This is a genomic window from Labrenzia sp. CP4, assembly GCF_001579905.1.
Classification (GTDB): Bacteria; Pseudomonadota; Alphaproteobacteria; order Rhizobiales; family Stappiaceae; genus Roseibium; species Roseibium algicola.
In genome coordinates this window covers 164,223-177,857 of sequence record NZ_CP011927.1, presented here as the reverse complement: position 1 = coordinate 177,857, position 13,635 = coordinate 164,223, and the positions used below count along the sequence as shown (strand labels likewise).

Below are 13,635 nucleotides of genomic sequence, written 5' to 3'. Positions count from 1 at the left end.
GAATCGATCCGCAGTTCGCCTGAGATGATTCACGTGAAACAGGTCATTTCCCGATACAGAAATCCCGGAAGATCACATCGAGCAAATCCTCGACATCGATCCTCCCGGTGATCCGCCCGAGAGCATCCGCAGCCCGGCGAAGGTCTTCCGCGCGCAATTCCGCCGGCAGGTGCACCATATCCACGGCAGCTCTCAGGCCGGACAGACAATCTTTCAGATAGTGACGGTGCCGTTCCCGGGTGGCCAGTGGTGCTTCGCCGACAGATATCGTTTCCTCGGCAAAACGGGTAAGCCGGGAAAAAAGCGGGTTCATACCTTCGGCACTTTTGCTGGAACAAGCAATTTCCTGGATCGTTCCGGAAGAGTTTTGTTCCGGAAGAGTCTCAAGATCAGCCTTTGTTCGTACGGTCCAGACAGGCACACTACGGCGAAGGTCTTCCGGAAGGCCGGCGACGACATCGTCCTGTTCCACCCCACCAGGCTCCACCGCCCACAGGATGAGGTCAGCTCCTCGGCCCCGTTCCTCTGCCCGGCGTATGCCTTCCTTCTCAACCACACCCTCCGTCTTCCGGAGGCCGGCGGTATCGACAAGCGTCACGGGATACCCTGAAAGATCCAGATGAACCTCGATCACGTCCCGGGTCGTTCCGGCTTCTTCCGTGACGATAGCGACCTCCCGTCCTGCGATGGCATTCAGGAGACTGGACTTGCCGGCGTTGGGCGCCCCCATCAGCACCACCTGCAAGCCGGACCGTAGACGCTCGCCGCTGCGGGATTTCTCAAGATGATCTGCAATCTCGTAATGCAGCTGGGTTGCTTCCGCCCAGACTTCATCGGCAACGCTGCCAGGAACATCCTCTTCATCGGCGAAATCGAAGTCTGCCTCGATCATTGCGCGCATATGGATGAGACGCTTTCTCCAGTCGTCATAGAGCTTGCCGAGGGCTCCACCCATCTGACGGACTGCCTGCTTGCGCTGGCTCTCGGTCTCTGCGGCGATGAGATCTGCCAGGCCCTCGACTTCCGTCAGGTCCATGCGGCCACGATCAAAAGCGCGGCGCGTGAACTCCCCTGCCTCGGCCGGACGGCAATTGGAAAACCGGGAAAGTACGGACAGAAGGCTTGAGACCACGGCACGTCCACCATGGCATTGGAACTCGGCAACGTCCTCTCCGGTGAAGCTGGAAGGTCCTTCAAAGTAGAGTACCAGGGCCTCATCGAGAACGTCCTTCGTTTCCGGATCCCGGAGCTTTGCCAGCATCGTCTTCCGCGGCTGTGGCACCTTGCCAGCCAGCGTCTCAACAATCTCCCTGGTACCTGGACCAGACACTCGGATCACCGCAACGCCCGAAGGCACAGCTCCGCTGGAGAGCGCAAAGATCGTGTCAGCCATGGTGTCTTCCGGTTCGTGGTCGGGTCGTGGACCGCCTCTTTATCAACTCTCGTCACCGCGGAAAAGAACAAGCCTCGCCATTCCGCCGCCGAATCGAAGTTGCTGGCGAGACGGCAATCTGTTTCACGTGAATCAATTGTCAGAAAATACCTGGCCCTGAACAGGAGCGGCTTTCCCCTCAGGCGCGGTTCTCGTGCTTCACACACAGCTCTGGCCAGAGTGTACTCAGCCGCCGACAGGTCCTGCTCCTCCTTCAAATCGGCTCCAGGACGGAAACACACGGGATGAGGGAATTGCATTTCATTTGGGGAGACTACGTCACAACCTCACAATCTGTTCGAAGCCTGAAGATCGAGGTCTTTCACCCATGTCGTCACACGATGTAAGTGGAGGCGGTTAAGCTCCTGAACACAACAGTAGGCGATGAGTTCGGAGCCGATTCAAAACAGGGGATTCACGTGAAACACCGCTTCCGGTATTTCTCCGTCGTCCTCTGGTCCAGCCACTGCAATCAGGCATGACGTCGGGTTCGAATGTGGCCCGCAAGAAATGTGAGAAAGAAACACTCACCTCAGGTGAAAACTTCGTCTGTCGGATCGGAGCCGATTCAACGTGACGGATTCACGTGAAACAGATTCCGACCCCAGCATGAACCTGTTTCTGTTTCACGTGAATCTTTGCTCGGGTTTATCTCCGGCTCGGATAAACCCTTACCCAGTCCGCATCTGCCAATCGTCATACGTCATCCTGTAGAGCAGGTGCCGCTTGAAGGCGTGTCCCTCTGGAAGCTTCGGGTGCTGGAAGTCACCCCTCTCATCGTGCGTCATGCCAATTCGTGTCATGACCTTCTGCGAAGGAATGTTGTCAGGCACAGTGAAGGCAACAATCTCTTCGTAGCCAATGGTTTCAAAGCCGAATCGAAGCCAGGCGCGAGCAGCTTCGCTAGCAAACCCCCGGCCCCATGCTGACCGCTTGAGCCTCCAACCGATATCGACACAGCCACCAATCGGCAGCGCCTCTTCATCGTGCACATCAAGTCCGGCAAAGCCGATGAACTCGCCTGACGCCTTCAGTTCAATCGGTGCGTAAAAAACACCGTGCTTTTCAAAACAGTCCCTAAACATCCCGATCAGCTTCAAGGTCCGATCACGGGTCAGCACATCGGGAAAGTACCGCATCACCACCGGGTCGGCGCAAAGTTGCACACAGGGGTCAACATGCGCTTCCGCCCAACAGCGCAGCACCAACCGTTCGGTTTCAATCTTGAAGGTGTTTCTCATTGTCTGAACTTTAGGCGATGCAGGTCTGTTTCACGTGAATCTGATCAACACACCGGAACAGAAGTCAGACTTGCTTCGGGCCGGACATCCAATCCGTCTTCTTGAGGCGATAGAGCACATGCTTTGCGATCGGATGATCAGCCGGAAGACTGGGGTGAAGAAAGTCCCCATCCTTGTCACGTGTCATGCCGATCTTTTCCATGACCCTTTGCGACGGCAGATTGTCCGGGATGGTGAAAGCCACGATCTCTTCAAGACCGATGGTTTCAAAACCGAATCGAAGCCACTCCCGCGCAGCCTCGCCTGCATAGCCCTTCCCCCAGGCAGTCCGCTTCAGGCGCCAGCCGATTTCGACACATGGCTCGAATGGCAGGGGCGCCGCATAGGACGGAACGTTCAAACCGACAAAGCCGAGAAATTCTCCCGTCTCCTTGATTTCAATCGGCGCCATGCTGAAACCGTCCTTCACCGTCTTTTCCCGGCACCGCGCAACCAGCAAGTCTGACTTCTCCCGCGTCAGCACCTCAGGGAAAAATCTCATCACCTCGGGGTCGGCACAGAGCCTGGCAAACGGGTCCAGGTCTTCATCCTTCCATGGACGAAGCAGGAGCCGGTCAGTCTCTAACAGGAACGAAGCTTCAGGCATCAGAACGGGTCCGATTCAACAAAAGGCAGGATTCACGTGAAACACGGTGGCGGGGTGCTTAATTCTTAACAAAAAGTAAAGGCGCGAACCCTCGCGGGCCGCGCCTTTGAATAGAACCCGATCCGTTTGGGATCAAGTGTTCATGCTGTCGAAGAAATCGTCGTTCGACTTGGTCTGCTTGAGCTTGTCGAGCAGGAACTCGATCGCATCCACCGTCCCCATCGGGTTGAGGATCCGGCGCAGCACGAAGGTCTTCTTGAGACGTTCGGCCGGTACCAGAAGCTCTTCCTTACGCGTACCGGAGCGCTGGATATCGATGGCCGGGTAAACACGCTTGTCGGAGATCTTGCGGTCCAGGATGATTTCGGAGTTACCCGTGCCCTTGAACTCTTCGAAGATGACTTCGTCCATGCGGCTGCCGGTATCGATCAGTGCAGTCGCGATGATCGTCAGCGAGCCACCCTCTTCAATGTTACGGGCCGCACCGAAGAAGCGCTTCGGCCGCTGCAGGGCGTTGGCATCCACACCACCGGTCAGCACCTTGCCTGAAGACGGAACGACGGTGTTGTACGCACGTCCCAGACGCGTGATGGAGTCCAGCAGGATGACGACGTCCCGGCCATGTTCGGTCAGGCGCTTGGCCTTCTCGATCACCATTTCGGCAACCTGCACGTGGCGGGCAGCCGGTTCGTCGAACGTGGAGGAAACCACTTCGCCGTCGACCGTACGCTGCATGTCGGTCACTTCTTCCGGACGTTCGTCGATCAGAAGAACGATCAGATAGCATTCCGGATGATTGGTGGTGATGGACTTCGCGATGTTCTGCAGGAACACCGTTTTACCTGTGCGCGGCGGCGCGGTGATCAGCGCACGCTGGCCTTTGCCGAGGGGTGCTACCAGGTCGATAACGCGGGAGGAGAGATCCTTTATGGTCGGATCTTCGATCTCCATCCGGAAACGTTCATCCGGATAAAGCGGCGTCAGGTTGTCGAAGTGAACCTTGTGCCGGGCCTTTTCCGGATCCTCGAAATTGATGGTGTTGACTTTGAGAAGGGCAAAATACCGTTCGCCCTCTTTGGGGCTGCGGATCTGGCCTTCAACGGTGTCCCCTGTCCGCAGCGAAAAGCGGCGGATCTGCGAGGGCGAGACGTAAATGTCGTCCGGGCCCGGCAGATAGTTCGCATCCGGAGACCGGAGAAAGCCGAAGCCGTCCTGAAGGACTTCAACGACGCCTTCGCCGATAATCTCCACATCCTGAGCAGCTAGGTTCTTCAGGATGGCGAACATCAGCTCCTGCTTGCGCATGGTGCTGGCGTTTTCGACTTCAAGCTCCTCAGCAGTCTGGAGCAGCTCTGTCGGTGTTTTTTCTTTTAGGTCTTTGAGTTTCATTTCCCGCATCGAGTTGGGGTCTTTTTTTGTGTTGTTATGGATTTAGGTTTGGAAAGGTCGTTCTGCGCCGGATGGATGGGTCGGCCAGAAGATATCTGAGAGACTTTTAGGCGTGTCCAGATTGTACGGCGACTGCGGAGCGATTGAAAACGAACACTGTGCCGTATGAAGATGCGCGAAAGATACGTTGATTTGCAATAAAGCGCAAGCCCGGAATTCTGCCGGTTTTTTAGGCCACACTTAGAATTCGAAAGGTGAAAATGACGGCCGCATGTCTGCGGCTGTCTCTATTGCCTGTTTCGTGCCGCTTAAAACGGTTTGACGATGACGAAGATGACGATCCCGATCATCAGGACAGTCGGAACTTCGTTGAGTATCCGGTAGTAACGCTGCGACCTTTTGTTCTCGTCGCGGGCGAATTTCTTCACACAGCTGCTGAGATGGCCGTGAACACCGGACATGATCAGGACAAACGTGAACTTGACGTGGAACCACCCGTCCTGCCAGGCCTGCAGTTCCCAGGCGAGCCACAGGCCAAACCCCCAGGAGGCGATCATGGCCGGATTGATGATGGCCTTCAGCAGCCGCCGTTCCATGATCTTGAAGGTCTCGGACTGTTCCGACCCGATTTCCGTGGCCGCATGGTAGACGAACAGCCGCGGCAGATAGAGCATGCCGGCCATCCACGCGATGATCGAGATGACGTGGAGCGCCTTGATCCAGAGAAACAGATCCATGCGCTTATCCCTTCCTGACCAGCTCGACCATGCGGGCAACGTTTTCCGGATCCGCGTCCGGCGTCACACCATGCCCCAGGTTGAAGACCAGCGGACCCTTGTCGAAGGTGTTCAGGATATGGGCCACGCCCTCTTCCAGCGCCTTGCCGCCAGCCACCAGCCGCATCGGATCGAGATTGCCCTGGATCGGGACCTTCTTCTGAATATCGAGAGCAACCTGGTCCGGAGCCGTCCAGTCGAAACCGACCGCATCCACACCCGTACCTTCCACGAATGCCATCATCCGAGCCGAGGAAGCTTTCGGGAAACCGATGATCTTCGCGTCCGGTCGCACGGCCCGAACACCGTCAACGATCCGGCGGGTCGGTTCTATCGACCAGCGCTTGAAACCGGCTTCATCCAGTACGCCTGCCCAGGTATCGAAAATCTGGACCGCATCCGCGCCCGCATCCAGCTGTCGGATGAGATAGCGGATCGAGGCGGTGACGAGCTGATCGACGAAACGCTGCATCAGGTCAGGATCGCGATAGGCGCCCACACGAGCGGCAACCTGATCCTGGGTGGTGTGGCCGGCAACGGAATAGCAGGCAACCGTCCACGGAGCCCCACAGAAGCCCAGAAGCGTCGTTTCCTCTGGCAGCTCCGCACGCAGGCGGGAAACCGTCTCTATGACCGGTTTGAGATGATCCTCGGCACGATCCTGTTCCAGACGATCCAGAAGATCGGCAGACAGCGGTTCCAGAACGGGACCACGTCCTTCTTCAAAACGAACCGGGTACCCGATGGCGTCCGGTACGACGAAGATGTCGGAAAACAGAATGCTTGCATCAAAACCATACCGGCGGATCGGCTGGAGAGTGACCTCTGTTGCAAGGTCGGGCGAATAGCAGAACTCCAGAAAGTTTGCCGCCTTCGAACGCACTTCGCGATATTCGGGAAGATAGCGTCCGGCCTGACGCATCATCCAGATGGGAGGCGGCCAGAGCTTTTCTCCGGAGAGTACCCGCATCACGGACCTGTCTTGGGATTTCATGAGGTCGCCTTTCCCACATTTCAAATCAATAAAGATTCTTATTTTGAATCTGTTTTTTCTATTTGTGCGTGGATTACCGGGATCATTTTCTATCCACAATCCATCAGCCTGATTTTCTCGGCGGGAAAAAATCCGCTACTTGTTAAGCAGATTTCCTCCCCAGGAGTCGATAACAGGATTACGAATTGAATTACAATCACTTGTCCGCTTGTTTACGTTTCGTTAAGGAATTGGGCGGCAGTGGACAATCTGTCGATATGTCACAGCGCCTTTGTGAATCCACATCCATGCACAACCGTTTCGGGATCAGTTTCCGCTCGTTTAAGCATTGTTAATAAATTCGGCTGAGCGGGCATAAACTTCGTGCTAGGCACTGGGTGGCAGACATCTTACCCAAATCATCAACAGGCCTGGGGATGACAACGTGAACAAGTCGAGACACTACTTCCATCTCCATCTCGTGTCCGACTCCACCGGCGAAACGCTGATGACAGTGGCCCGTGCGGCAACGGTCCAGTACGAGAACGTGCAGGAAATCGAGCATGTCTATCCGTTGGTGCGCTCCCAGAAGCAGCTCGACCGGGTAATCACTGAAATCGAAAAGGCACCCGGCATCGTCCTCTATACCCTGGTCGATGTGGAAATCGCCGGCCGGCTGGAACTGAAGTGTCGCGAGCTGGGTGTGCCCTTCGTCAATATCCTGGATCCGGTCTTCGCGGTCTTCCAGTCCTATCTCAATGTCACCCAAACCCACCGGGTCGGCGGACAGCATGAACTGGATGCGGAGTATTTTCGCCGGATGGAAGCGCTCAACTACACCATGTTGCATGATGACGGTCAGATCTGGGACGATCTGGAATCCGCCGATATCGTGCTGATCGGCATTTCGCGCACATCCAAGACGCCAACCTGCATCTATCTGGCCAACCGGGGCATCAAGGCTGCAAACGTGCCGCTGGTCCCGGGCATTGCCCTGCCCGAACATGTGAAGAAACTCAAGCAGCCGATGATTGTCGGTCTGATCGCTTCTGCCGAACGCATTCAGCAAATCCGCCGCAACCGTGTGCTGTCATTGAATTCGGAAGGCTATAACGACACGTATGTCGACCGGAAGGAGATCTCCCAGGAGATCAACATGACCCGCAGGCTCTGCACGGAACATGGCTGGCCGCTGATTGACGTTACGCGTCGTTCTGTCGAGGAGACAGCTGCGGAGATCCTGACCCTTTTCAAGGAATTCAAATCAGGGCAGGAAGGCGGAGGAGAAACCGGGCGCGCCGGATAACCAACAAAAGGGATGGAAATGGCACTTGTCTTGGCAAGCGGAAGCAGGATCCGCGCTGATCTTCTGAAAAACGCCGGGCTCGACATCGAGGTCGACCCGGCCGATGTCGACGAGCGTGTTGTCGAAGCTCCGCTCCTGGAAGCAGGCTTTCCTCCGGAAGACCTGGCAAGCGTTCTGGCGGAAGCCAAGGCGAATGACGTCAGTGACCGCCGCGCCGGAGATCTTGTCATCGGTGCCGATCAGATTCTGGCGTTCGAAGGTGAAAGACGCACAAAACCGGAGGACATGGAAGCTGCGCGCCGGCAACTGCTCGCCTTTTCCGGCAAGACCCACGAACTGCATTCCGCCGTGGTGATTTCAAAGGATGGCGAAGCAATCTGGCGCCACGTTTCCACGGCACGGCTGACCATGCGCGAACTGAGCCCGGCCTTCATTGGCCATTATCTGGCTGCGGCCGGTGAGGACGTGCTTTCCAGCGTCGGCGCCTATCAGCTGGAAAGTCTCGGCGTGCAGCTTTTTGAAAAGATAGATGGCGACTATTTCACCATTCTTGGCCTGCCGCTTTTGCCTCTTCTGGCAGAACTGCGCAGCCTGAAGGTGATCGAAACATGAGCGGATCCGTGAAAAAAGCGGCCATCACAGGCCATCCGGTCACACACTCCCGCTCTCCGCTGGTGCATGGATACTGGTTGAAGAAGCATGGTATCGCCGGAGAATATGGCCGGGTCGATGTTCCGCCGGAAACTGCCGAGGACTTCTACCGGAATTTTGCTGACGCGGGTCTGTCCGGCGCCAATGTCACTGTTCCGAACAAGGAAGTGGCTGCCGCAGCCTGCGACTGGCTGGACGATGCGGCAAATTCCATGGGGGCTGCCAACACGATCTGGCTGGACGACAGCGGCCGGCTGTGCGGGGCCAATACGGATGGTCTCGGCTTTCTCGGCAATCTTGATCAGCTCGCCCCCGGGTGGGACGTTTCACGTGAATCTGCCGTGGTCCTGGGGGCAGGCGGAGCCGCACGTGCCGTAGTGTGGGCATTGCTCTCACGGAAATTCACAAGAGTGCATATCGTCAACCGGACATTCGAAAAAGCAAAAGCCATTGCGGATATGTTTGGGTCCGGAACAATTGCCCATGAATGGGACAACCTGGGGACAGTGCTTGAAGAAGCTGATCTTCTGGTGAACACCACTTCGCTCGGCATGGCCGGCAAGGCGCCGCTGGAAATCGACCTGTCACCCTTGCCGAAGACGGCAATCGTCACTGACGCAGTCTATGCTCCACTTGAAACCGATCTGCTGCGCAGCGCGAAGGCGCGGGGCAACCAGACTGTGGACGGCCTTGGCATGCTGCTGCATCAGGCCGTCCCGGCTTTCGAACGCTGGTTCGGGGTTCGGCCGGAAGTGGACGACACCCTGCGCAACCTCATACTCGAAGACCTTGGAGTAACCGTGTGATCCGGATCGGCCTCACCGGCTCCATCGGCATGGGCAAATCGACAACGGCAAAAATGTTCGCCGCTGAAGGTGTTCCCGTGCACGACGCCGATGCCACGGTTCACGCGCTCTATTCGGGCCGCGCCGCACCGCTGATCGAGGCGGCGTTTCCCGGCACGGTATCGGACGGCAAGGTCGACCGTACGCTGCTCTCTCCGCATGTGCTTGGCAAGCCCGAGGCCATGAAAAAGCTCGAAGCCGTCGTTCACCCCCTGGTGCGTGAGGAAGAGCAGCTCTTTCTGCAACGCGCCCGGGCGGACCACCGGCGTATCGTCATGCTGGATATTCCGCTGCTGTTTGAAACCGGCGGTGAGGCCCGTGTGGATGTCGTCGTTGTTGTCACCGCCGATGCGCAGGTTCAGCGAGACCGTGTCCTCGCCCGACCTGGCATGAGCGAAGACAGGTTCGAGGCGATCCTCGCCAAGCAAATGCCAGACGCAGAAAAACGCCGCCGCGCGCATTTCCTGGTCGATACCGGCCGGGGCATGGAAGCGGCCAAGCGGCAGGTGAGAGCGATCCTGAAGGCACTGGCCGCGACAGGGTGACGTCTCTCTGATCTCCTCTTGCACCGAAGCTCTTTTCAACTTCGCCCTCATCCTGAGGAGGGCCTGTAAGGCCCGTCTCGAAGGATGGGCGGCATACTCCGAAACCAGTAACCCATCCTTCGAGACACCCGGCAATGCCGGGCTCCTTTGAATGAAGTGTTGGACGGAACAGGCACGGGGGCACTGGGATCAAACGCCAGAACCCCAGAACACCGGGGAAAACCGCGCGCAACTCTTGCCACTCACCCTGCAAGCTGCACAGTGAATCCATAGGCAAAAGGCGGAAAAATGCGCGAGATCTCGTTCGATACGGAAACAACAGGCCTGAACCCGCGCGGAGGCGATCGGCTGGTGGAAATCGGCGGTGTGGAGTTGATCAACCACATCGCGACGGGCAATTCCTATCATGTCTACATCAACCCGCTGCGAGACATGCCGGAAGAAGCTTTCCGGGTTCATGGCCTGTCGGCGGAGTTCCTGTCCGACAAGCCCTTGTTCGAGCACGTTGCGGATGAGTTTCTGGAGTTCGTTGGCGATGCCACGCTGGTGATCCACAACGCGGCTTTCGACATGGGCTTCATCAACATGGAGCTGGAACGGGCCGGACGGCGCACAATTCCGAATACCCAGGTGCTCGATACGCTGGATCTTGCCCGCCGCAAGCACCCATCGGGGCCGAATTCGCTGGATGCGCTGTGCTCTCGCTATGGCATCGACAACTCCAAGCGCATCAAGCACGGCGCTCTTCTGGATGCGGAAATCCTGGCCGAAGTCTATCTGGAGCTTATCGGCGGCCGTCAGACGGCCCTTGGCCTGATGACGGACGAGGAAGAAACCTCTTCTGCAGGCTCCAGCTTCGAACCTGGCGAACTCGGCACCTTTAACGCCCGCCAGCGTCCCTCGCCGTTGCAGCGCCTGCTGCAGGAAAGCGAACTTGAAGCCCACAAGGCCTTCATCGAAGGCATGGGCGACAGTGCGATCTGGTCAAAATACAACGGCTGAGGCTCGAAAGACCTCTTAAACGGATTTGGTGGATCAATTGTCCGCCAGCAACCAGCGCACTGTTTCAAAGTGCCGCTCGGCATAGCTGCTGCTGAATGCCCAGGCCATGGTCTGGCCGATGGTCCAATATCTTGCCCGCTCCCGGTCAAGCTCCAGTTCTTCCGACAGTCGGTCCAGGCGGTAACGCGCTTCGGCTTTCGAATGTCCGAATTCGAAGCTCCTGACGATCGGGCTTAGCGCAAAGGCAGGATCGCCGGCGAGAGGCTTCGGGTCGATGGCAAGCCAGGTATCTCTTTCAGAGGACAGAATGTTGTGTCCGTGCAGGTCCTGGTGGAGCAGGACCTCTTCCGACTCTTTCTCAAGACAAAGGTCCTGCAAGGCCTTGCGCGCAGCGTCCGCGAGATATTGCTCGCAAGGCTTCCCGGCAGCCATCCAGTTATGGTCGAGGCTATCCCGCCACCGTGCGGCTTCATCGCTGAGGCGGGTAAACGGATCACCGGCGGGGATTGTCAGGAGACGCAGCAACCCTGCAACAACGCCAATCCGGTCAATTTCGGTGTCGTCAGCCAGAAACTGTCCCGGCCTGCAGCGCTCCAGCAGCAGTGCGCCCAGTTCCGGCGCATGCTTCAAAAGCCGAACAGCACCCTTGCCGTTCCAGCACCCCAGTGCCTCGGCTTCGTGGCGGCATTCGTGATCGGGAAACTGCAGTTTGAGGACAACATCCTCACCGTCGTGTCTTGCCGGAACGACGAGAGATACATTACCGCCAGAAAACGGGCTCCCAATTTCTGAAAGTCCGAAGTGTTCGCAAGCGGTTTCAAGCAGCACCGGCAGCCTGTCGAGCCAGATACGGCCGGTTTCGGTCGCCCTCAGCCAGTCGAGACTGGCCGGCACGGCAACCGCGCTGCCGATGAAACGATCAGCCAAGACATGAGACTCGCAAACGGGTCAAAGCATCGATGGCAGAACACGATCCGGCGGGCGGTGTCCGTCCATGAAGGTCTTGATGTTGATGATGACCTTCTCGCCCATTTCGATACGGCCCTCGATTGTGGCCGACCCCATGTGCGGCAGCAGCAGAACGCTTTCCAGCTTGGCCAGCTTCGGATTGACCGCGGGTTCGTGCTCGAACACGTCCAGGCCGGCGCCGGCAAGCTCACCGCTCTCGAGCATCCGGATCAGGGCGTTTTCGTCGATCACCTCGCCACGGGCGGTGTTCACCACGTAGGCATCCTTTTTCAGAAGCTTCAGGCGGCGGGCGGACAGAAGGTGGAACGTTCCCGGCGTGTGCGGGCAGTGGATGGAGACGACATCCATGCGCGCCAGCATCTGGTCAAGGCTGTCCCAGTAGGTTGACTCAAGCTCTTCCTCGACACTTTCGGCAAGGCGGCGGCGGTTGTGATAGTGGATCGACATGCCGAAGGCCTTGGCACGGCGCGCAACGGCCTGGCCAATGCGGCCCATGCCGATGATACCCAGGCGTTTTCCCCAGATCCGGTGGCCAAGCATCCAGGTCGGCGACCAGCCGGCCCAGTCGCCGGCTTCCAGCGCCTTGATGCCTGTGGCAAGTCGACGCGGCACGGCCAGGATCAGCGCCATGGTCATGTCCGCGGTGTCTTCGGTCAGCACGCCCGGCGTGTTGGTGACATTGATTCCCCGGTTGTTGGCACTCACGACATCGATGTTGTCGACACCATTACCGAAGTTTGCAATGAGCTTCAGGTTTTCACCAGCCTGCGAGAGGACGGATGAGTCGATCCGGTCGGTAACGGTCGGCACCAGAACATCGGCGGTTCGCACCGCTTCCACCAGTTCCGCCTGGCTGAAGGGCCTGTCATTATCATTGAGACGCGTCTCGAAAAGCTCACGCATCCGTGTTTCGACCACGTCCGGAAGCTTCCGGGTCACCACAACGACAGGCTTCTTTTTCGCCATACCAATTGCCTTTCGCGCTTCGTTGAGGACTTGTTAACCTCAACGGTACCACTTTGACGCTGCGCGTTGCGCGAGCGGATGAGACCACCCCTTTTCCTTACCAGATGGTCCGGCAGAAACAAGGGATCGGTTTCAATCGCTGCGGATCGCCAACCGGCCAAATCGACCAAGCTGGTTTTCGCGCAAATTTTTCGGTAGAGATTTGCCTCAAATCAAAGATCAATAACAATTGGACAACCGGACAATATGGCTCGCTCGTTCCAGGCTACCCGGATCTTCCTCACTGTGATGACATTGCTGTGCGGTCTGCTCGCAACTTCGGTCGCTTCGCAGGCCCAGGGCACCACGACCGGCGCAAGCGGCCTGCCGGTGCCGAGATTTGTCAGTCTGAAGTCCGACCGGGTCAATGTGCGCATCGGGCCTTCGCGCGAACATGATATCGCGTGGACCTTCGTGCAGTCCGGTTTGCCCGTGGAAATCGTCGGTGAATTCGAGAACTGGCGCCGCATTCGCGATTGGGAAGGCAAGCAGGGCTGGGTGTTCCGCTCGCTGCTGTCCAGCCGCCGCACGGCTCTCGTCACCCCATGGGAAAAAAGCGACCGCACACCGCTGCGCTCCCGCTCCCGCTCCGACGCCGATATTGTTGCCGAACTGGATCCCTTCGTGCTGACGACGGTTTCCGAATGTGCCGGAGGCTGGTGCCGGGTCAACGGCGAGAACTATGACGGCTGGCTGGATCAGACCCGCCTGTTCGGTGTCTATCCGGACGAGCTGATCGGAGACTGACGTCCTCCTCCCTCGATTGCCTGGGTTTCCTGATCCCTCATCCTGAGGAATACGGCGCGGAATTTCTGAAACAAAAAAGGCGGCCATCCGGCCGCCTTTTGCATGTTT

14 protein-coding genes are annotated in these 13,635 nt (G+C 57.7%); 6 read left to right on the top strand and 8 right to left on the bottom strand.

Annotation, left to right across the window (positions count from 1 at the left end):
• Nucleotides 1-43: 43 nt before the first annotated feature.
• The 6 genes from mnmE to hemE all read right to left on the bottom strand — a co-directional run bounded on the left by mnmE (nucleotide 44) and on the right by hemE (nucleotide 6,478).
• The gene (gene mnmE, locus ACP90_RS00840; protein WP_062486017.1) at nucleotides 44-1,393 is read right to left on the bottom strand and encodes a tRNA uridine-5-carboxymethylaminomethyl(34) synthesis GTPase MnmE; all 1,350 of its coding nucleotides are present in this window, start codon (nucleotides 1,391-1,393) and stop codon (nucleotides 44-46) included.
• Nucleotides 1,394-2,103: 710 nt separating this feature from the next.
• The gene (locus tag ACP90_RS00835) at nucleotides 2,104-2,673 is read right to left on the bottom strand and encodes a GNAT family N-acetyltransferase (protein ID WP_062486014.1); all 570 of its coding nucleotides are present in this window, start codon (nucleotides 2,671-2,673) and stop codon (nucleotides 2,104-2,106) included.
• A 64-nt stretch (nucleotides 2,674-2,737) separates the two neighbouring features.
• Nucleotides 2,738-3,319, bottom strand: a complete 582-nt coding sequence (locus ACP90_RS00830; RefSeq protein WP_062486011.1) for a GNAT family N-acetyltransferase — start codon at nucleotides 3,317-3,319, stop codon at nucleotides 2,738-2,740.
• 132 nt (nucleotides 3,320-3,451) lie between these two features.
• Nucleotides 3,452-4,717 (bottom strand): transcription termination factor Rho, encoded by a 1,266-nt coding sequence (rho, locus tag ACP90_RS00825; protein ID WP_023002463.1) that lies wholly within the window; start codon nucleotides 4,715-4,717, stop codon nucleotides 3,452-3,454.
• A 299-nt stretch (nucleotides 4,718-5,016) separates the two neighbouring features.
• A complete protein-coding gene (gene hemJ / locus ACP90_RS00820) occupies nucleotides 5,017-5,445 on the bottom strand; it encodes a protoporphyrinogen oxidase HemJ (protein ID WP_062486008.1) in 429 nt (142 codons plus the stop codon).
• A gap of 4 nt (nucleotides 5,446-5,449) precedes the next feature.
• Nucleotides 5,450-6,478: a uroporphyrinogen decarboxylase gene (gene hemE, locus ACP90_RS00815; protein WP_023002461.1), complete on the bottom strand. Its 1,029-nt coding sequence runs from the start codon at nucleotides 6,476-6,478 to the stop codon at nucleotides 5,450-5,452.
• A 424-nt stretch (nucleotides 6,479-6,902) separates the two neighbouring features.
• Between hemE and ACP90_RS00810 the strand changes: the two genes are divergently transcribed.
• The 5 genes from ACP90_RS00810 to dnaQ all read left to right on the top strand — a co-directional run bounded on the left by ACP90_RS00810 (nucleotide 6,903) and on the right by dnaQ (nucleotide 10,806).
• On the top strand, nucleotides 6,903-7,763 hold the full coding sequence (locus tag ACP90_RS00810; RefSeq protein ID WP_077291365.1) for a pyruvate, water dikinase regulatory protein: 861 nt from the start codon (nucleotides 6,903-6,905) through the stop codon (nucleotides 7,761-7,763).
• A gap of 12 nt (nucleotides 7,764-7,775) precedes the next feature.
• Entirely contained in the window at nucleotides 7,776-8,375 is a 600-nt protein-coding gene (locus tag ACP90_RS00805) for a Maf-like protein (RefSeq protein WP_062486005.1), read from the top strand.
• A complete protein-coding gene (locus tag ACP90_RS00800) occupies nucleotides 8,372-9,220 on the top strand; it encodes a shikimate dehydrogenase (RefSeq protein WP_201030442.1) in 849 nt (282 codons plus the stop codon). Before ACP90_RS00805 ends, ACP90_RS00800 begins: the two co-directional genes overlap by 4 nt.
• Nucleotides 9,217-9,804 (top strand): dephospho-CoA kinase, encoded by a 588-nt coding sequence (gene coaE / locus ACP90_RS00795; RefSeq protein WP_062486002.1) that lies wholly within the window; start codon nucleotides 9,217-9,219, stop codon nucleotides 9,802-9,804. Before ACP90_RS00800 ends, coaE begins: the two co-directional genes overlap by 4 nt.
• A gap of 288 nt (nucleotides 9,805-10,092) precedes the next feature.
• The gene (dnaQ, locus tag ACP90_RS00790) at nucleotides 10,093-10,806 is read left to right on the top strand and encodes a DNA polymerase III subunit epsilon (RefSeq protein WP_023002456.1); all 714 of its coding nucleotides are present in this window, start codon (nucleotides 10,093-10,095) and stop codon (nucleotides 10,804-10,806) included.
• 33 nt (nucleotides 10,807-10,839) lie between these two features.
• On the opposite strand, the gene ACP90_RS00785 is transcribed toward dnaQ, so the two are convergent.
• Both ACP90_RS00785 and ACP90_RS00780 read right to left on the bottom strand, forming a co-directional pair.
• Entirely contained in the window at nucleotides 10,840-11,733 is an 894-nt protein-coding gene (locus ACP90_RS00785; RefSeq protein WP_062486000.1) for an aminoglycoside phosphotransferase family protein, read from the bottom strand.
• A gap of 21 nt (nucleotides 11,734-11,754) precedes the next feature.
• Nucleotides 11,755-12,741 (bottom strand): D-glycerate dehydrogenase, encoded by a 987-nt coding sequence (locus ACP90_RS00780; RefSeq protein WP_062485997.1) that lies wholly within the window; start codon nucleotides 12,739-12,741, stop codon nucleotides 11,755-11,757.
• Nucleotides 12,742-13,029: 288 nt separating this feature from the next.
• On the opposite strand from ACP90_RS00780, the gene ACP90_RS00775 reads away from it, so the two are divergent.
• A complete protein-coding gene (locus ACP90_RS00775) occupies nucleotides 13,030-13,527 on the top strand; it encodes an SH3 domain-containing protein (RefSeq protein ID WP_031269978.1) in 498 nt (165 codons plus the stop codon).
• The last annotated feature ends 108 nt before the right edge of the window (nucleotides 13,528-13,635 follow it).

What these genes read in the sequence shown, in the direction of transcription:
- mnmE (WP_062486017.1), bottom strand. Translation starts at nt 1,393, where the DNA reads ATGGCTGACACGATCTTTGCGCTCTCCAGCGGAGCTGTGCCTTCGGGC.
- ACP90_RS00835 (WP_062486014.1), bottom strand. Translation starts at nt 2,673, where the DNA reads ATGAGAAACACCTTCAAGATTGAAACCGAACGGTTGGTGCTGCGCTGT.
- ACP90_RS00830 (WP_062486011.1), bottom strand. Translation starts at nt 3,319, where the DNA reads ATGCCTGAAGCTTCGTTCCTGTTAGAGACTGACCGGCTCCTGCTTCGT.
- rho (WP_023002463.1), bottom strand. Translation starts at nt 4,717, where the DNA reads ATGCGGGAAATGAAACTCAAAGACCTAAAAGAAAAAACACCGACAGAG.
- hemJ (WP_062486008.1), bottom strand. Translation starts at nt 5,445, where the DNA reads ATGGATCTGTTTCTCTGGATCAAGGCGCTCCACGTCATCTCGATCATC.
- hemE (WP_023002461.1), bottom strand. Translation starts at nt 6,478, where the DNA reads ATGAAATCCCAAGACAGGTCCGTGATGCGGGTACTCTCCGGAGAAAAG.
- ACP90_RS00805 (WP_062486005.1), top strand. Translation starts at nt 7,776, where the DNA reads ATGGAAATGGCACTTGTCTTGGCAAGCGGAAGCAGGATCCGCGCTGAT.
- ACP90_RS00800 (WP_201030442.1), top strand. Translation starts at nt 8,372, where the DNA reads ATGAGCGGATCCGTGAAAAAAGCGGCCATCACAGGCCATCCGGTCACA.
- dnaQ (WP_023002456.1), top strand. Translation starts at nt 10,093, where the DNA reads ATGCGCGAGATCTCGTTCGATACGGAAACAACAGGCCTGAACCCGCGC.
- ACP90_RS00780 (WP_062485997.1), bottom strand. Translation starts at nt 12,741, where the DNA reads ATGGCGAAAAAGAAGCCTGTCGTTGTGGTGACCCGGAAGCTTCCGGAC.
- ACP90_RS00775 (WP_031269978.1), top strand. Translation starts at nt 13,030, where the DNA reads ATGACATTGCTGTGCGGTCTGCTCGCAACTTCGGTCGCTTCGCAGGCC.